The 18,268-nt window shown below is 51.0% G+C and carries 15 protein-coding genes; all 15 read left to right on the top strand.

The features are described from left to right. The first annotated feature begins 264 nt into the window (after window positions 1-264). The 15 genes from ACYCZJ_RS05190 (at window position 265) to ACYCZJ_RS05260 (ending at window position 18,256) form a co-directional block, all read left to right on the top strand. The gene (locus tag ACYCZJ_RS05190) at window positions 265-1,434 is read left to right on the top strand and encodes an IS4 family transposase (protein ID WP_461553156.1); all 1,170 of its coding nucleotides are present in this window, start codon (window positions 265-267) and stop codon (window positions 1,432-1,434) included. Between the two features lie 154 nt (window positions 1,435-1,588). Continuing rightward, a complete protein-coding gene (gene pseB / locus ACYCZJ_RS05195; protein WP_461553157.1) occupies window positions 1,589-2,587 on the top strand; it encodes a UDP-N-acetylglucosamine 4,6-dehydratase (inverting) in 999 nt (332 codons plus the stop codon). 5 nt (window positions 2,588-2,592) lie between these two features. Next, a complete protein-coding gene (pseC, locus tag ACYCZJ_RS05200) occupies window positions 2,593-3,753 on the top strand; it encodes a UDP-4-amino-4,6-dideoxy-N-acetyl-beta-L-altrosamine transaminase (protein WP_461553158.1) in 1,161 nt (386 codons plus the stop codon). Then, window positions 3,750-4,445 (top strand): pseudaminic acid cytidylyltransferase, encoded by a 696-nt coding sequence (gene pseF, locus ACYCZJ_RS05205; protein WP_461553159.1) that lies wholly within the window; start codon window positions 3,750-3,752, stop codon window positions 4,443-4,445. The genes pseC and pseF overlap by 4 nt, the downstream gene beginning before the upstream one ends. A 2-nt stretch (window positions 4,446-4,447) precedes the next feature. Then, complete coding sequence (pseG, locus tag ACYCZJ_RS05210; RefSeq protein ID WP_461553160.1) at window positions 4,448-5,971, top strand: UDP-2,4-diacetamido-2,4,6-trideoxy-beta-L-altropyranose hydrolase; 1,524 nt, start codon at window positions 4,448-4,450, stop codon at window positions 5,969-5,971. Beyond that, on the top strand, window positions 5,968-7,023 hold the full coding sequence (gene pseI / locus ACYCZJ_RS05215; RefSeq protein ID WP_461553161.1) for a pseudaminic acid synthase: 1,056 nt from the start codon (window positions 5,968-5,970) through the stop codon (window positions 7,021-7,023). Before pseG ends, pseI begins: the two co-directional genes overlap by 4 nt. A gap of 5 nt (window positions 7,024-7,028) precedes the next feature. After that, window positions 7,029-8,579, top strand: a complete 1,551-nt coding sequence (locus ACYCZJ_RS05220; protein WP_461553162.1) for a hypothetical protein — start codon at window positions 7,029-7,031, stop codon at window positions 8,577-8,579. Between the two features lie 124 nt (window positions 8,580-8,703). Next, window positions 8,704-9,957 carry a phytanoyl-CoA dioxygenase family protein gene (locus ACYCZJ_RS05225; RefSeq protein WP_461553163.1) on the top strand — a complete coding sequence of 418 codons (1,254 nt, stop codon included), beginning with the start codon at window positions 8,704-8,706 and terminating at the stop codon, window positions 9,955-9,957. Continuing rightward, on the top strand, window positions 9,954-11,078 hold the full coding sequence (locus tag ACYCZJ_RS05230) for an FkbM family methyltransferase (RefSeq protein WP_461553164.1): 1,125 nt from the start codon (window positions 9,954-9,956) through the stop codon (window positions 11,076-11,078). Before ACYCZJ_RS05225 ends, ACYCZJ_RS05230 begins: the two co-directional genes overlap by 4 nt. Window positions 11,079-11,081: 3 nt before the next feature. Beyond that, window positions 11,082-12,839, top strand: coding sequence for an ATP-binding cassette domain-containing protein (locus tag ACYCZJ_RS05235; protein ID WP_461553165.1), 1,758 nt, complete (start codon window positions 11,082-11,084; stop codon window positions 12,837-12,839). Next, window positions 12,836-13,546 carry an FkbM family methyltransferase gene (locus tag ACYCZJ_RS05240; protein WP_461553166.1) on the top strand — a complete coding sequence of 237 codons (711 nt, stop codon included), beginning with the start codon at window positions 12,836-12,838 and terminating at the stop codon, window positions 13,544-13,546. The genes ACYCZJ_RS05235 and ACYCZJ_RS05240 overlap by 4 nt, the downstream gene beginning before the upstream one ends. Before the next feature lie 35 nt (window positions 13,547-13,581). Then, window positions 13,582-15,198, top strand: a complete 1,617-nt coding sequence (locus ACYCZJ_RS05245; RefSeq protein ID WP_461553167.1) for a methyltransferase domain-containing protein — start codon at window positions 13,582-13,584, stop codon at window positions 15,196-15,198. Next, the gene (locus ACYCZJ_RS05250) at window positions 15,191-16,192 is read left to right on the top strand and encodes an NAD-dependent epimerase/dehydratase family protein (RefSeq protein ID WP_461553168.1); all 1,002 of its coding nucleotides are present in this window, start codon (window positions 15,191-15,193) and stop codon (window positions 16,190-16,192) included. The genes ACYCZJ_RS05245 and ACYCZJ_RS05250 overlap by 8 nt, the downstream gene beginning before the upstream one ends. 5 nt (window positions 16,193-16,197) lie before the next feature. Then, complete coding sequence (locus ACYCZJ_RS05255; RefSeq protein ID WP_461553169.1) at window positions 16,198-17,286, top strand: DegT/DnrJ/EryC1/StrS family aminotransferase; 1,089 nt, start codon at window positions 16,198-16,200, stop codon at window positions 17,284-17,286. After that, window positions 17,273-18,256, top strand: a complete 984-nt coding sequence (locus ACYCZJ_RS05260) for a glycosyl transferase (RefSeq protein WP_461553170.1) — start codon at window positions 17,273-17,275, stop codon at window positions 18,254-18,256. The genes ACYCZJ_RS05255 and ACYCZJ_RS05260 overlap by 14 nt, the downstream gene beginning before the upstream one ends. Window positions 18,257-18,268 lie beyond the last annotated feature (12 nt).

Here is an 18,268-nt window from a genome sequence, read left to right on the forward strand (position 1 = left end):
ATGGGCTTTGGTACTACTTGATGTCTATGGCGGGGATGCTGGTAGCAATGTCCGACCCTTATGACAAACCGATGAGTGAGCTCAACCTTATCCCTAATCCCATACATAAAGATGGTATAAAAAATCAGTAGTGTCCGGTTAAATGAAGGGGTAAATCGCTGAGAGCCATGATTGACGCGGGATTTAAAGCAATGAAGGGTGTCTCCGATTTGAACGGCGAAAGGTGGTTCTGGCAGTCTTCCGGTTTTTCTTCCGGAGGCTGCCATGAACATCGGCAAGACGCTGTTCGCTCAACTCATGGACTTCCTCCCCTGGAAGACCTTCCATCGCATCGTCGATCGCCACGACGGTGATCGCTACGTAAAGTCCATGACATGCGCCGATCAATTCCGCGTGATGGCCTTCGCGCAACTGACGTACCGCGAGAGTCTGCGCGACATCGAAGTCTGCCTTTCGGCACAGTCGGCCAAGCTCTACCATATGGGCTTGCGGCAGGAGATCAAACGCTCGACGCTAGCCGATGCCAACGAGGCGCGCGACTGGCGTATTCACGCCGAATTTGCCCAGCGCCTGATCGGGCAAGCACGCAAGCTTTATGCGGGCGACAGCTTTGGCATCGAGTTGGAGAATACGGTTTACGCGCTGGATTCGACGACTATCGATCTGTGCCTGTCGCTCTTTCCGTGGGCGCTGTTTCGCACCACGAAGTCTGCGGTGAAGATGCACACGCTGCTGGATTTGCGCGGCAACATTCCCAGCTTCATCCACATCTCCGACGGCAAGCTGGGCGATGTCAATGTGCTCGATGTGCTGATGTTGGAGGCAGGGGCGATCTACGTCATGGATCGGGGCTATCTGGACTTCGCCCGGCTTTACGTGTTGCATCAAGCACAAGCCTTCTTCGTTACTCGTGCCAAGTCGAACACCCGGCTCAAGCGCATTTATTCGGCTCCGGTAGATCGCAGCACGGGCATCATCTGCGATCAGACCGTCGCGCTGACCGGCGCCACCAGCCGCAAGGGCTATCCCGAACATCTGCGCCGCATCCGTTACAAGGACGCCGAGACCGGCAAGACACTCTTGTTCCTCACCAACAACTTCGCGTTGCCGGCAGCCACCATCTGCGCGCTCTACAAGGCACGCTGGCAGGTGGAACTGTTCTTCAAGTGGATCAAGCAGCATCTGCGTATCAAAAAGTTTTACGGCACTACCGAGAATGCGGTGAAGTCGCAAATCTGGATCGCCGTGTCGGTCTATATCCTCGTCGCCATCGTCAAAAAGCGCCTCAATCTGAACGCCTCGCTCTACACTTTGCTACAGATTTTTTCCCTCACCCTTTTCGAGAAGATGCCCATCCAGCAAGCGTTTCCGGGTAGCAACTACAAATCCGAACAGGGCAACGACTGCAACCAGATGAATCTATTCGCGTTTTAACCGGACACTACTGATAAAAAATCATAGTTGATCAAAAAATCACATTAATTACTGTGGATGAAAAACCATATTAAATGGCGCATGCAGAACGCGACCAGCCGAACAATTATTTGCCAACAGGCAGTGCAGATCGTCTCTGCAAGGAAATCATTACATGCTCAATAACTCATCCATACTTATCACCGGCGGTACCGGGTCTTTTGGCCACACATTCGTGCCGATGACCCTGGCCAAATATAACCCGCGCCGGCTTGTCATCTTCTCCCGCGACGAGATGAAACAATGGGAAATGGCCAAGCTTTACAACGGTGATGATCGTGTGCGATTTTTCATTGGTGATGTGCGTGACAAGGATCGTCTTTCACGCGCACTCGACGGCATTGATTATGTGGTTCACGCTGCAGCTACCAAGATCGTACCAACAGCCGAATACAACCCCTTTGAATGCGTGAAGACCAACATACTGGGTGCGATGAACCTGATCGACGCATGCATAGACCGAAAGGTTAAACGCGTTGTCGCACTTTCGACCGACAAGGCGAGCAGCCCGGCCAACCTTTACGGCGCGACAAAACTCGCCTCCGACAAACTGTTCGTAGCGGGCAATGCCTACGCAGGTGCTCACGAAACGCGCTTTGGTGTGGTTCGTTACGGCAATGTAATGGGCTCACGCGGTTCGGTAATCCCATTCTTCCTCTCCATCGCCGACAAGGGCATTTTACCGATTACCGATGATCGCATGACCCGTTTCATGATTACCCTGGAGCAGGGCGTAGACCTCGTATGGCATGCCTTCGAAGACATGGTTGGTGGGGAAATTTACGTCAAGAAGATACCCTCCATGAAAGTGACCGACATTGCCAGGGCCGCCGCATCCGATGCCCGCCATGAAATCGTCGGTATTCGCCCGGGTGAAAAACTCCACGAACAGATGATCGGGCCTGAGGACGCACCACATACCTACGAATATGCCGAGCATTTTAAAATTCTGCCGGCAATTCACAACTGGAGTACGGACCTCACGCGCATCAATGACGGGAAAAAAGTCGCTGAAGATTTTACCTATTGTTCAGACAATAATCCCGATTGGATGAACATTGATACCCTACGTGCCTGGATTGAGCAGAACCGGAATAAAATCGGCAACATCTGAACACAATGATTCCATACGGACGTCAAGATATTTCTGAAGCCGACATCCAGGCTGTCGTGGATGTTCTGCGCTCGGATTTCCTCACCCAGGGTCCTGCTGTCCCTGGTTTTGAGAATGCGGTAGCAGCCTATTGTGGTGCGCAGCATGCGATAGCGGTCAACAGCGCAACCAGCGCCTTGCATATTGCCTGCCTGGCGCTGGGTGTGGGTCCAGGCGACTGGGTATGGACCAGCCCCATCACCTTCGTGGCCAGCGCCAACTGCGCGCTATATTGCGGCGCGCAGGTCGATTTTGTAGACATCGATCCACGCACTTACAACCTCAGTGTGGAATACCTGACAGCAAAACTGACACAGGCGGAAAAGTCCGGCACCCTGCCCAAGGTGGTCATTCCGGTACACCTGTGTGGCCAACCCTGCGACATGGCCGAAATCCACGCCCTGAGCCAACGCTACGGTTTCAAGATCATCGAGGATGCATCGCACGCAATAGGTGGCCGATACAAGGATGAGCCCATCGGCAATTGCTGCTATAGCGACATCACCGTGTTCAGCTTTCATCCGGTCAAGATCATCACCACCGGCGAAGGCGGGATGGCGATGACCAATGACGCGCAACTGGCCAAGTGCATGCAACGCTTACGCAGCCATGGCATTACTCGCGATACAACTGAGATGACGCATGCGCCGGATGGCCCCTGGTACTACCAGCAGATCGACCTCGGTTTTAACTATCGCATGACCGATATGCAAGCGGCATTGGGCTTGAGCCAGATGCAGCGGTTGGATGAGTTTGTGATCAGGCGTCACGCCATCGCCAAGCAATATGACGCACTTTTAGCCGATTCGCCAGTAGTTATCCCCTGGCAACATCCGGACAGCTACTCCGGTCTGCATCTGTATGTAATTCGGTTGAAGCTCGGTGAAATTGGTACGACACACCGAAAGGTATTCGAGGCACTACGGGCGGCGGGTATCGGAGTGAACTTGCATTACATCCCTGTGTATCGCCAGCCCTACTACGAACAAATGGGCTTCAAGGCAATACATTGCCATGAGGCGGAGAAGTATTACGCCGAGGCGCTCAGCTTACCGATGTACCCTGGGTTAACTGATGTACAACAAAAAGAAGTCATCACAACGATTTACAAGACAACCTCAAAATGAATATCGCCATCATTCCCGCCCGGGGTGGCAGCAAACGTATCCCACGCAAAAATATCAAGAATTTCTGCGGCAAACCCATGATTGCCTGGTCGATTGAGGCAGCCAAAACATCGGGCCTGTTCAACCACATCATCGTATCGACTGATGATGCGGAAATTGCAGAAGTGGCCACGCAGTGGGGCGCCAATGTGCCTTTCATGCGCCCCGCAGAGCTGTCTGATGACTATACGGGGACTACCGAAGTCATTGCCCATGCAACGCGGTGGGCTTCAGACCAAGGTTACGATGTGGATGCGGTCTGCTGCATTTACGCTACCGCGCCTTTTGTGCAAGTGGAGGATCTCAAACGGGGGAGAAAAGCGCTCGAGTCTGGTGATTGGGCCTACGCGTTCAGTGTGACTGAGTTTGCCACCCCGATTTTTCGCGCATTCAAACAGGCTGCTGACGGTGGGGTAGAAATGTTCTTTCCGGAACATTTCTCAACACGCTCGCAGGACTTACCAACAGCACTACACGATGCCGGGCAATTTTACTGGGGCCGACCAACAGCTTGGATAGAGGGGAAACGCATTTTTGACCGACACTCCATTCCGGTTGTGATGCCACGCTGGCGCGTACAGGATATTGATACTCAGGAAGACTGGGAGCGTGCGGAGATTCTTGCGCCAATCATTATGGGCACAAAGATTTAAGAATGGCTGCGCAAAACATCGCATTCCGAGTAGATGCATCCAGCCAAATCGGTACCGGGCATTTCATGCGCTGCCTGACCTTGGCGGATGCATTGAAACAGCGCGGGGTACAGATTCGTTTTGTCAGCCGTCACATGCCCGAGCATTTGCGGGACATGTTGGTTGTCAACGGCCATGAGTTCATGTTGCTCGATAGCAGCCCAAGCGATGCGATTTCTGATGGTCTCTCTCACGCCCACTGGCTCGGCACCAGTCAGCACGCCGACGCGCAAGACACGGCTCAGGCCCTGTCTGATCATACTTGGGACTGGCTGGTCGTTGACCACTATGCGTTGGATTTCCGTTGGGAGTCAGAGCTTCGCCAAACGGCCAAAAATATCCTGGCCATCGACGATATTGCTGATCGCCAGCATGACTGCGATGCGCTGCTGGATCAAAACTTCTACGCCGATATGGATACCCGCTACATCGATAAGGTGCCCTCGCACAGCAAGTTATTACTAGGTCCGCGCTATGCCCTACTGCGAGACGAGTTTCGCCAACTGCGTGAACAAGTCAAGCCGCGTAGCGGGCCAGCCAAACGAGTGCTTGTTTTTTTTGGTGGTGTGGATGCCGACAATTACACTGGCCGCGCCATAGAGGCAGTGGCAAATATCAACATTCCTGATCTGCGTGTTGATGTGGTGATCGGCGTACAGCACCCTTCTCGTGAGGAAATCGAGGGCGCCTGTGTCAAGCATGGCTTTAACTTGCATGTGCAGACCGCGCGGATGGCCGAACTGATGGTGGCCACAGACTTGGCTATTGGGGCGGGTGGCGCAGTAACCTGGGAGCGGTGTTGTTTGGGGGTTCCTGCATTGGTTTTTGTTGTGGCCGAGAATCAGCGACGCCTGGTTGAGGATGCCGCGATACAAGGATTTTTGTATGCGCCGCTATCGCGGTCTGGCACCACATCATCTGTGGAGTTGCATCTCAAAGCATTTTTGGACAACCCCGCCCTTTTGCAGTTAGTGTCTCGCAGAGGTTTGGATGCCGTAGACGGTCGCGGAGTCTACCGTGTATTACGAGCGATTGGGTGTGGTTCGATTGTAATCCGTGAAGCGACGCAGGCAGACTCAGAAAATTTGTTTCTTTGGCGGAATCATCCCTCAATTAGAGCGGTATCTCGCAACACCAATCCAATTGAGAAACCTGATCATCAGGCATGGCTTGGTGCAATACTGTCTAGCCCCGACAGTTTGCTGCTGATCGGGGAGTGTCAAGGCGAAGCAATTGGGGTAGTGCGCTTCGATGTACGTGCTGACGAGGCCGAAGTTTCGATATACCTGGTGCCGGGTCGTCAGGCACAAGGTTTTGGCTCGGAGTTGTTATTGGCGGCGGAACAATGGCTGACTAAATATCGTGCCGATGTGCTTTTTATCAAAGCAGAAGTCCTCGGCAACAACGAACCTTCGCAGCGTCTTTTTCATACTGCGGGATATCAAACGCACGCTACTCTGTACACCAAGAAAGTTCATCGTTTATGAGCAAATCATTCCGTATTGCCGACCGTATTATAGGTTCTGAGCACGCCCCATTTATCATCGCCGAGATGTCCGGCAACCATAACCAATCGCTAGAGCGCGCTTTGGAGATCGTCGAGGCTGCGGCGAAGACCGGCGCGCACGCCCTGAAGATACAGACATATACACCCGATACGATGACGCTTGATCTGGATGAGCGAGAATTTCATATCAGCGATCCCAACAGCCTGTGGGCGGGCACGTCGCTCTACAAGCTCTATGGTGAAGCCTACACGCCGTGGGAATGGCACAAGCCCATCTTCGACCGGGCACGTGAACTGGGTATCATCGCTTTCAGCACACCTTTCGATGACACGGCTGTAGATTTTCTCGAAAACCTGGACGTGCCGTGCTACAAGATTGCCTCGTTTGAAAACACCGACCTGCCGCTGATTCGCCGCGTGGCGGCTACCGGAAAACCGCTCATTATTTCAACCGGCATGGCCACAGTCGCCGAACTGGATGAAACCGTTCGCGCCGCGCGGGATGCAGGTTGCAAGGACTTGATCCTGCTCAAGTGCACCAGCACCTACCCAGCCACGGCCGAGAACACCAACATCCTGACCATTCCACATCTGCGCGAATTGTTCGACTGCGAAGTGGGGCTGTCCGACCATACCATGGGCTTGGGCGTATCTGTGGCCAGCGTAGCACTGGGTGCAACTGTCATCGAAAAGCACTTCACCCTCAACCGTGCCGATGGCGGAGTGGACTCGGCTTTTTCCATGGAGCCGGCCGAGATAGCGCAACTGGTAGCGGAAACCGAACGGGCTTGGCAGGCACTTGGGCACGTGAGCTATGGGCCAACTGAAAAAGAAAAGAAATCCCTGGTGTTTCGCCGCTCTCTGTATGTTGTGAAGGACTTGAAAGTCGGCGAGACGCTGACAAAGGAGAACCTGAGAGCGATTCGTCCGGGTTATGGATTGCCTCCCAAATATCTTCCTGCATTGCTTGGTCGGCGTCTTGTAAAGGACGTGAAGATGGGTACAGCCATGTCATGGGACTTGATCGGCTGATCCTGATGATTAAACGATTGAAGGGATGGTTGTCCAATCCGCAACAAAGCTCCCTTTACACACACTTCAAGGGCATGCGGCGGAGTGCCGTGTCGCCCAAAGAAGTTGTATTGGTGCAGTGTGTCGAGGATTTGTATTGCTTCGGCCTGTTTGGCCAGATCGCGTCTTCGTTGCGCGAGAAAAATGCTGTCCGGGTCGAACAGTATGTGTTGAGAAGCTTGCGCGTGGGAGAGGCGAAATCCCTGTTCGCTTTTATGGCTTCACGCTTGTTTATCAACCCATTGCATAGCTTCAAGTGGATACGTTTATACAAGTCTTTTTGTGATGGTGTCGGTTATCGCAGTACCGCACTTCGCCCAATCGGGGACTTGATTGATATTTGCCGTGCATGGAAATGCTGGCGAAGTTTGTCTGACAAAGAACCACTAGTCGGTATGAAGATAGATGGAATCACTGCGGGAGACTTGATCAATGACAGTTTCCTTCGCTTTAAGCCTGCCCCCACGGTTGATCTGAAAGATATTTATTTACTGGCATTACTTTGGCAAGCACATCGGGATGTTCGACGAGCAAAAGCTTATTTCTCGCGCGTCAGACCAAAGCTCTATCTGACTTCTTACAGCACCTATATTCAGCATGGCATTCCGGTAAGGGTGGCTCTGCAATATGGCGTACGGGTATTTTCGTTTGGCAATTATCAGGAGTTCACAAAAGAGCTAACTCTTGAAGACTGGGTACATACCAAAAACCCCGATGGTTACGCAAAAGAGTTTTTAACGCTGAATTGTCAGGATGAAAGATTGGCTTTGGCAGAAACGGCCTTGTCCACGCGCGTGACCGGTGGAGTGGATAGTGCAACCGCCTATATGAAAAAATCCGCCTATGCAGAATCGGGTGAACCGGTGCCAGACGTACGGGGTATGACGGGCCTTTTTCTGCATGACTTTTACGATAGCCCACATGTTTATCGGGAAATGGTATTCCCTGATTTCTGGGAATGGGTGTGCTTCACGATTGAAACGCTGAATAGTGCGAATATTCGCTTCTTTGTGAAACCGCACCCGAATCAAATCAGCCTGAGTGACAAGGTGCTGGATGCCTTAAAGCAACGCTATCCAGGGCTGTCGATGATTTCATCCGGCGTCACAAACAAGCAGTTGGCCGAGGCGGGGATGTCCTGTGCGGTAACGGTCTATGGCACGGTCGCTCACGAAATGGCGTACCTTGGTGTGCCGACCATTGCCTGTGCGCATCATCCGCATATCAGCTTTGGTTTTTGTAGAACAGCACATAGTCGGGATGAATATGCCGATCTATTACAGAACTCCTGGCACTTTTGGATGGATAAAGCGCCCATGCACCGTGAGAGCTTGATTTTCTACCATATGCACAGCCTGAACCTAAGTGAGGAAATGAAGGTACTTAGAGATGCTGCAATGGGATTTCGCAAGGCTTGTGAAGAAAATAACGGGCAGCACGATCTGGCCGGAATGCTGAGTAAAATTGCTACACTTCCGGGCTATGAACAAAGCATTAGCCGGTTGGCTGGGAGATGATGCGGCTGCCTATGGGTGAAGGGTGTGTGATGGCATCTGCCCGATTTTACTTAGCGATCCTCGGTCTGTGCCCTTTTATTGCCGGTCAGGCTTTTGCCTGATTGTCGAACTTATTGGAGGGATCATGCGTCATCCAGAAATCGATTATTCCGCTCATCCGGCGTACGCGCCGTATCAGAGTAATTTGCGCTATGACGAAGATTTCGTCTTGCAACAAATTCAAGAGATCGATGAGCAACATGCGAAATTTTGTGCGTTGACTTCACCGTCCGATAAAGATGCGGAGGATGCTTTGGCGCACGCACAAAAACGTATGGAACAAATTTTGCGCCATGCCAAGGAACAAGACATCTCCATCCTCGCTGAGGAATGGCTACATTCTACGGCCAAGTGGGCTATCACCGACTTGAGCCATGAATATGCGCGCAGAATCTTTTCAGAGCGAGAATATCCGGGGCAGACACTTTCATCCGAAAAATCGAAGCAGCTTGCGTTGATGCAGGAGCAAGGAATGTATATCACCGATCTACCGCCAGATGATTATGCTGATATTCGACAATTGGCACTGGCACATCGGCCAGAACTGCGTCAAAGAGCCATTTCGGATCGGTTCAATCGGGCAGTGACGAATGTGGCCTTCAATTCACCGTTGTGGAAAGCCATCAAACATGCGTCAAAAGAAGCGGGGATTCTTGATGTATTGAGTGAGCTCAAGCGGAATCGAATGACTATGCTGGGAGCCGGTCTGGAGTATTCGTGTCCGGAACAGGATTGGTATCAGAGTCTTTATGCGGATGTTGGGCTCACGGATAGTCCGATGCAGTACCTGCATTTTGACGAGGGCGATTGTTTACCGAAATCCATGATTTACGTGACGCCAGTAAATGAGGAAAATGGTCCGACCCGGGCAATTCCCGGAAGTAATCGCAGGGAAATATCAGAGTGCCAGATCCGCATGCACAAGGCCCTGGATCGGGTGGTGGGAGATCGCTACGCAAAATTCGTGCGTAAGGCACATTACCGGCCTTTAGCTAGGCATGCCGAATTGCGCCGTATTTTTATGGAATTGCCAAAGCCGTTTCAAGGGTCAAGTCATTTTGGTGACGATGTGCTTGCAGGGACGGGGCTAGCCGATAATTTGGCAAAGCTGGAGATGCCCTACCTGAGCCAAGGGGGACAGGCTTTAGTGTTTGATGGCCCGCACCTGTTGCATCGCGGCAGTCTCGTTAAATCGGGTGAGCGAATGGCACTACAGGTGATCTATCGGAATCAAAATCAGGAGCGCATCAAATCACATTTATCCAAAGAGACTTTGCTAAAGGATCAGGTCGCGCTGGCGAAGAAATATGTGCGCAAGTTTGTGATGGGATATGTGTGACCGATTTATTTGAGGATAAAGGATATCGAATGATTCGTCGTTTTGTCGAACAACGCAGAAAAGCGAAAGAAACCGCTTTGCTTCCCGTTAAGAATGCCATCCTTGGCGCGGAACGAATGGTTGGTGTGGATGTAGGGTCTGCCGGAGGCTTGCAGCCTCATTGGCGTTCTTATGCGGGGATTGTGGAGTTTTATCTTTTTGAGCCGCATCAAGAAAGTTATGAAAAACTGAAAGCGTCGTTTTCAGCATCGGCGCATTCGAATCTGTTCCATGTGCTCCCTATTGGGTTATCCGAGGCTGGCGGAGAGCGTACCTTGTACATGCTTAACTGTCCCACCGGCAGTTCACTGTATCCGGTAAATCCAGCCAGCGAGTTTGCAGGCCCGGACAATAGTTACATTTATCCCATCCGTGAAACCCGGATTCAAACGCGTTGCCTGGAGGGCGTGTTGAATGAGGAGAAAGTAGCGAATGTGGACATCATTAAATTAGATGTTCAAGGAGCCGAGCTAGAGGTTCTTCGGGGGTTGGGCGATGCCAGGCGCAAACATCTTCTGCTGGCTGAGGTCGAGGTGAATATCAGCAGTGGCGTGACCAATAATATCGGCCCATATCAGGGTGGCCCGACTTGGGGACAAATCGATGAGATGTTTTCGGCTGAGGGGATGCGTCTGCTGGATGTGAGCGTGGCTCGCAGTTACCGATCTAAAGGCGGGGACAGCGATTGGTATCAACGAGAGATATTCGATGTATACGAAAACAGCCCGTCACTCTCGGCCCGTATTTGGGAGGCCGATGTGGTGTATGTACGTGACTGGAGGGCGCTTGTGGCGGCCGGAGATACGGCATCTATTCGCAAACTCGCTGTAGCCCTTTGCGGGTATCGTTTCTTTAGTGAGGCCTATTTCATGGTGGAGCGGGCTGAAGAAGCTGGCATATTCGATGAAACCGTTGCAAGCGAGATAAAACGCAGCATCGTTGCCTGGCATCGTGCCGGACGGCATTTCTGGCAAGGGCGAAGTGCGTTCTGGTACTGGTTCAGGCGTGCATTGCGGATTACAGGGATGTCGCAACTATTACGTTGGAAACAATACATGTGGTTTGATTATCCCAACGGCTGAGGCATGTTAAACCGAATGAAACCCTATGGGCTGCTCAAGGTGGCCGCTTATTTGCCGCGTTTTGCGTCATATGTATTCAGACACTTCCCCTCCGCCAGACTCGCTGTGGCAGTTGCGGCGCTTGGGGTGATTTTTGAATATGCTGCATTGAGCGTAATGTTGCCGCTCGCCCGCGGCAATGGGAAAAATATTAGCGATACATCCTCAACGGTAATCGATATCTGGCATACCATCGCGGCACACATGGGGTTGCCCGATGAGCCGCGCACTTGGTTGTGGTTGTTCTTGTTGCTGCTGGGAGTGCGAATTGCGGTGGCATTTGCCCAGATCGCCTTGAATACCTGGGTATCGAAACGTATTCTTGCCCATCTCAGTGGGGGGATATTTTCTCGTGTTGTGATGCACGAGCCGCTGGCGGAGATATACCGCCGTACCGTGGGGCATTACACGGCACTTGCCGGAGATGAGGCCGTGCGGGTTGGTCAAGTATTCTTTCATCTTGCACAGACGTTGTCTGCATTAATCGCTGCTACCGTTGGGCTGGTCGTTCTGCTGATTTTTTCTCCCCTGGTATTCAAGTTGACCCTGTTGTTTATTTTACTGTCCGGATTGGGCATCGGGTTGGCCATGAAACGGGTCTTTTCCTGGAGTAATGAGTCCGCACTATTGTCGCGCGAAGCGAACACGACTTTCATCGAGGCATTCAATGGCATCCGTTCCATACGCTCGATGGCTGGGGAGAAATTCGTCGCCCAGCGCTACCGCAACTTTATCAATCGCTATGGGCGTGTGTTGTTTCTTTTGGATGTGTTCAATCATGGGTCGCGCTCGCTGCCCGGGCTGATATTGATTGCGTTTGGATTGGTTGTTTTATTTCCATCCGTGGGATTATTTCAAGATTTTTCCGCCATATATTTCTTCACCGTCACGACTATGTTGATCCGTGTGCTTTCCTTTCTCGGAACAGCCGTATCCTCGGGCGGCCGGGTTGCAATCGATATTCGTGCAGCCTTCGATTTGGAGGACATCATCGGGGAGCCTTCCTCAAGTGGTCAACCACCCTTGGTTGGTGAGGTAATATCTTCTGTCCGTAACATAAACATGTCTAATTTGTCTTGCGGGTATGCGTCAGGACATCCAGTTTTAACTGGCATTTCCGTACAACTGGAAGCTGGACGCAGCTATGCACTTGTGGGCAGATCCGGTTCAGGAAAATCCACCCTTTCAGATGTTTTGCTAGGGCTATTGACCCCCATGTCAGGTAAACTGCAAATCGGTAATTTGCATTATGACCAAATCGACTTGGCTTCTTTACGCCGTAAAGTGGTGCTGGTCGAACAACAGACACGGATATTCAGCGGTAGTGTGCGTGAGAACATCGCATTTGGGCTTACACCTAAGGATACCGAATTGCAGATTGCTGTCGAGGCCGCAGGTTTGAGCGAATTCATAAGCACCCTGCCGGACGGCTTGGAAACGCGTCTGGATTATCAGGGAGCGAATCTTTCCGGAGGCCAACGACAACGTATCGGTCTGGCGCGCGCGATCGTGAGGCAACCAGATGTGCTGATTCTCGATGAGGCAACAAGTGCATTAGATAGCCTCACTCGGGATTTGGTTTTGCAGCATTTACGCACGTTATTTCACGATAAAATTTTGCTTTTCATAACGCACGATAACCACGTCATCCAGGTTGTGGATGAGGTTTGGCACATCAAAAAAGACAAGCTGGTCATTGAGCCGATGATGGTGCCTGCATGATCAATCGGCCTGAATGGGTAAGCCGCCTGGGAAATTGGTTACGGAACTACATTCCATTAGGCCGCCTTTCTTACTCGCAGGAAGGTGAGGATTTGGTGCTTGCACGAATCCTTGGAGAACTAAAGATAATGACGGGGTTCTTTGTTGATATTGGTGCACACCATCCAACGCGGTACTCCAATACTTATTATTTTTATCGGCGCGGTTGGCGCGGTATCAATGTTGATGCATTACCCGGTACAAAAAGACTTTTCGACCGCATGAGACGCAGGGATATAACCATAGAGTGTGGTGTTGGTTCTCATGAGGGTGTGCTGAAATATTTTGCCTTCAATGAACCCGCTTTGAATACTTTCTCTGAACAAGAAGCAGAAAAGAAAATCAGCCCTCAGTATCATATTATCAACACACTCCAAATCCCGGTCGTGACGCTGAAGCGGATTCTTGATGAACATTTGCCGAGTGGTACGAAAATTGATTTTATGACCATCGACGCGGAAGGTTTTGACCACGAAATTATTTCTTCCAACGACTGGAATCTTTACCGCCCTCGCGTGGTTCTGGTGGAGCTGCTGAATACTGATATCCAGAATCTGGAGACGCATCACACTGCACAGATATTGTATCGGCATAACTATCGAGCTCTGGCCAAGACTTTTAACACTTATTTTTTTGTTGCGAATGAAGCTTTTCCTCGAAGCATATAAATGCACGTCAATAGTTTTCTCTCAGGGGTGATGAAGTGAATTGTGCGCCCGTTGCATTATTCGTTTACAACCGGCCATGGCATACCCGCCAAGCCATTAAGGCATTGCAGGCCAACGTCGAGGCAACAAAAACACCACTGTATATATTTTCAGATGCCCCAAGGAATTCTGCTGCTAGCCGGGCAGTTGCAGAAGTCAGGTCGCTTCTTCGCGAAATTTCCGGGTTTAAATCCTTGTCAATCATTGAGCGTGAAAATAATTTTGGGCTGGCCCGTTCAATTATTGATGGGGTTTCACAAGTATGCAAGCAACACGATCGGGTAATTGTGTTGGAAGACGATCTCGTAATATCCCCATATTTTCTAAAATTCATGAACGAAGGATTGCGGAAATATCAGGATGATGAACAAGTAATAAGCATTCATGGGTATATTTATCCATTGGAACAGACATTGCCGGAGACGTTCTTCTTGAAAGGAGCGGATTGTTGGGGTTGGGCAACGTGGAAGCGTGGTTGGGACCTGTTTGAGTCTGATGGGCAAAGTTTACTTGATGAGTTGAAACGCCGAAAACTGACTCGCCTCTTTGATCTTGATGGAAGCTATCCTTACACCAAAATGCTCCAAGACCAAATCCTGGGAAAGAATAACTCTTGGGCGATTCGCTGGTATGCCAGTGCCTTCTTGAAAGACAAACTAACACTTTATCCTGGGCGTAGTTTGGTGCATAACATCGGACTGGATGGGAGTGGTATTCATTGTTCAGTAACGAGTGACTTTTCTAGCAAACTTACGAACCACCCAATTTCTATTGAAAAAATTTCAGTAGACGAAAGCATTTCTGTTAAACAGGCAATAATAAATTTTCACAAACGAACACGGCCGTTATTGCCTATGCGAATAGTCCGCAAAGTGTGGGCCAGAGTGGTCCGGGTAACAAAGCAATATGTAATGAAACAACAATACGCCCCGGATTTTCTAGGGCTTTGGCTTAATCCGTTCTACCATTCGCGTAGCGGATTAAGCAAAGCAATTGGACAGATGGCACTGCACTTAAATGGGCGGTTACTGGATGTCGGATGTGGCCGTAAGCCCTATCGGGAAATGTTTTTGACGGATGAATACGTTGGTCTTGAAATAGACACCCCAGAAAATCGGACAAACAAGCAGGCAGACTTTTTCTATAACGGAAATTCCTTTCCGTTTGCAGACCACGACTTTGATGGGGTGGTCTGCAATCAGGTATTGGAGCATGTGTTCACCCCAGACCTGTTTTTAGGAGAAATTCATCGTGTGTTAAAACCGGGAGGGCTGCTGTTGTTGACTGTCCCCTTCGTTTGGGATGAGCATGAACAACCATGGGACTACGCTCGATACTCGTCATTCGGCCTTAAAAGTTTGTTGGCGAAAAATGGGTTTGGGGTATTGGAACAGCATAAAATCAATGCCGATGTGCGGGTGCTGTTTCAGCTGGTCAATGCGTATTTGTTTAAGGTGCTATGGACGCGATGGTCAGTCGTCAACCTGCTGATTTGTGCAACCGTGATGGCGCCGTTTAATATTCTTGGTGTGCTTTTGTATAAGGTGCTGCCTGATAATCCCGATTTGTATTTAGACCAAGTGGTATTAGCCAGAAAGATTGCAAATGATTGATTATCAAGATATGCGAGGCAAAGAAGTGTTGATCACAGGCGGAGTCGGATTCATCGGCTCCAATCTGGCTCGACGCCTGGTGATGCTGGGTGCAAAAGTTACCCTGGTAGATAGTTTGATTCCAATCTACGGGGGAAATCTACATAATATCGAAGATATTAAGGATCAGGTGACGCTGAATATCAGTGATGTTCGTGATGCTTTCTCGATGGCTTATCTTGTTCAGAACAAGGATTACCTTTTTAATCTTGCAGGACAAACCAGCCATCTGGATTCGATGACCAATCCGCAAGCGGATCTTGATATCAATGCGGCTGCGCAATTATCCATTCTGGAAGCGTGCCGACAACACAATCAAAAAATAAAAATCGTGTTCGCCAGCACGCGCCAACTATATGGCAAGCCGGAATACCTGCCAGTCGATGAGGTACACCCGATCAGGCCAGTGGATGTGAATGGCATTAACAAATTGGCTGGGGAATGGTATCACTTGCTGTACAACAATGTGTATGGCATTCGAGCTTGCGCCTTGCGGTTGACGAATACGTATGGCCCCGGTATGCGGGTAAAGGATGCCAGACAGACTTTCTTGGGTATCTGGATCAGAAATGTTATCGAGGGCAAACCCATCCTGGTGTTTGGCGATGGTTTACAATTGCGCGACTTCAATTATGTAGACGATGTTGTGGACGCACTCTTGATGGCTGCACTTGATGCAAGGGCAGATGGACAAGTATTCAACCTGGGTAGCAAAGAGGTAGTGAATCTAAAGCAATTGGCGCAGATGTTTTGTGAATTATTTCCTGGATCAAGTTATGAAATTGTGCCTTTTCCGCCGGAGCGCAAGATCATTGATATTGGCGATTACTATAGCAACTACGATAAATTTCAAACGACTTTGGGTTGGGAGCCCAAGACGGATATTAGGCAAGGATTGGTAAGCTGTCTTTCCTATTATCAAAAATTTCATCAAGCATATTGGAACGCAGCATGATTTTGATGAATGACTTCAAAGCCGAACCGGAGAGCCTGCGGGCTGCGGAGTTGACAGCTCTGGATAGGGTACTGCGCTCAGGTTGGTATGTGCTTGGTAACGAGGTGAAGGCATTCGAAGCTGCCTGGGCCGGGCGTTGCGGTGTCGCAAATGGTGTTGGCGTTGGCAATGGGATGGACGCCATTGAGATCGGCTTGCGTGCGCTTGGCATCGGAGAAGGGGATGAGGTCATCACTACGCCGATGACGGCGTTTGCCACTGTGCTGGCAATCCTGCGTGCCGGCGCAACGCCAGTGCTGGCCGATATCGAAGCGCACACGGCATTGCTTGATCCAGCGAGCGTGGAGCGTTGCATTGGCCCGCGTACCAAAGCCATATTGCTGGTACATCTGTACGGGCAGATGCGCGAAATGGAGCGCTGGGCGGCGTTGTGCGACCGGCATGGCATCGCCTTGCTGGAAGATTGTGCGCAATCTCATCTGGCGCAGTGGAACGGGAAGGCAGGCGGCAGTTTCGGACGTTTTGGTGCGTACAGCTTTTACCCTACCAAAAATCTGGGTGCACTGGGCGATGGCGGGGCTTTGGTGAGCGATGATGCGACGCTCACGCAACGCGCTGCCGTGTTGCGCAATTACGGCCAGAGCGTGCGCTACCATCACCCGGAACTCGGACTCAATAGCCGCCTTGATGAGTTGCAGGCAGCGCTATTGCTGGTGCGGTTGGAATGGCTGGAAGGCTTTACCGACCGCCGCCGCCAGATTGCAGCAACTTATCACGCAGGCATTAGCAACCCGTCAGTGCAACTGATGGCTACGCCAGCCCAAGCCCAAAGCCATGTTTACCATCTGTTTGTTGTGCTGTGTGAGCAGCGTGACCGATTGGCGCAACACCTCAAGGCACAGGGCGTGGAAACGCTGGCGCATTATCCGGTGCCGGTGCATTTTCAGCCGCCCTGCAAAGAAATGCGTCGTGATCCACACGGTTTGAGTGTTGCCGAACGCCACGCCGCACAGTGCCTGTCCATTCCCTGTCACCCGCAGATGAGTGATGCGGACGTGGCTCTGGTGATTAGTGCGATCAATGCTTTCGAATAGTCAAACTTTACCGGTTGAACACTTTGTTACCCTGTTCGACAACAACTTTCTGCCGATGGGGCTGTGTCTGTACCAGTCATTGCTTGAACTTGACCAACCTTTTCACCTGTGGATTTTGTGCATGGATGAGTTGGCGGAGCGCCATTTGCATCAGTTGGTGCTGCCGCATGTCAGCCTGATTTCGCTGCGCGAGGTAGAAGATGACCGGCTGCTTGCGGTCAAACCCACACGCAGCCGCGGTGAATATTGCTGGACGCTCACACCCTTTACCCCGCAATTCGTTTTTGATCGTGATGCCAGCGTAGACCGCGTGACTTATCTGGACGCAGACCTGTACTTTTTTGCTTCGCCGGAACCGTTTTTCGAGGAATTCGATCGCTCCGGAAAGCACGTGCTAATTACCGAACATGCCTACGACCCACGCTATGACAAGACCCGCCGGAGCGGGCGATTTTGTGTACAGTTCATGACCTTTCGTCGAACTCAAGAGGCCGAAAAAGTCATGCACTGGTGGCAGGCGCGTTGCCTGGAATGGTGCTACGCTCGAGTCGAAGGCGGCAAGTTCGGCGACCAGAAATATCTCGACCAATGGCCAACGTTATTCGGGCACGAGGTACACATTCTGCAACAGAAGGATAAAACGCTGGCACCCTGGAATGTCCATTATTACGAGCATTTGGGAGACGGGTGCGTGGCGCCGGTGTTCTATCATTTTCACGGCCTACGCTTAATTGCGCCGGGCAAGTTACTGCTTTACTCCGGTTATCAGGTAGGAAATGCTGCATGCGTGTTGTATGACGCGTATAAGCACCGGTTGCTAACCAGCATTAACGTATTGAGAAAAAATGACATTCCGGTTCCATACCTACCGCTTCGCGACGATTTTATTGGTCGTCTATTGCAATGGAAGCGGAGAATCTTTGCTGGGGAGGGCTACGCGACGCTCCCGAATTTAGGCAGTATCGATTAACGCTGTAAAATC

The organism is Sulfuriferula sp. (genome assembly GCF_054605375.1).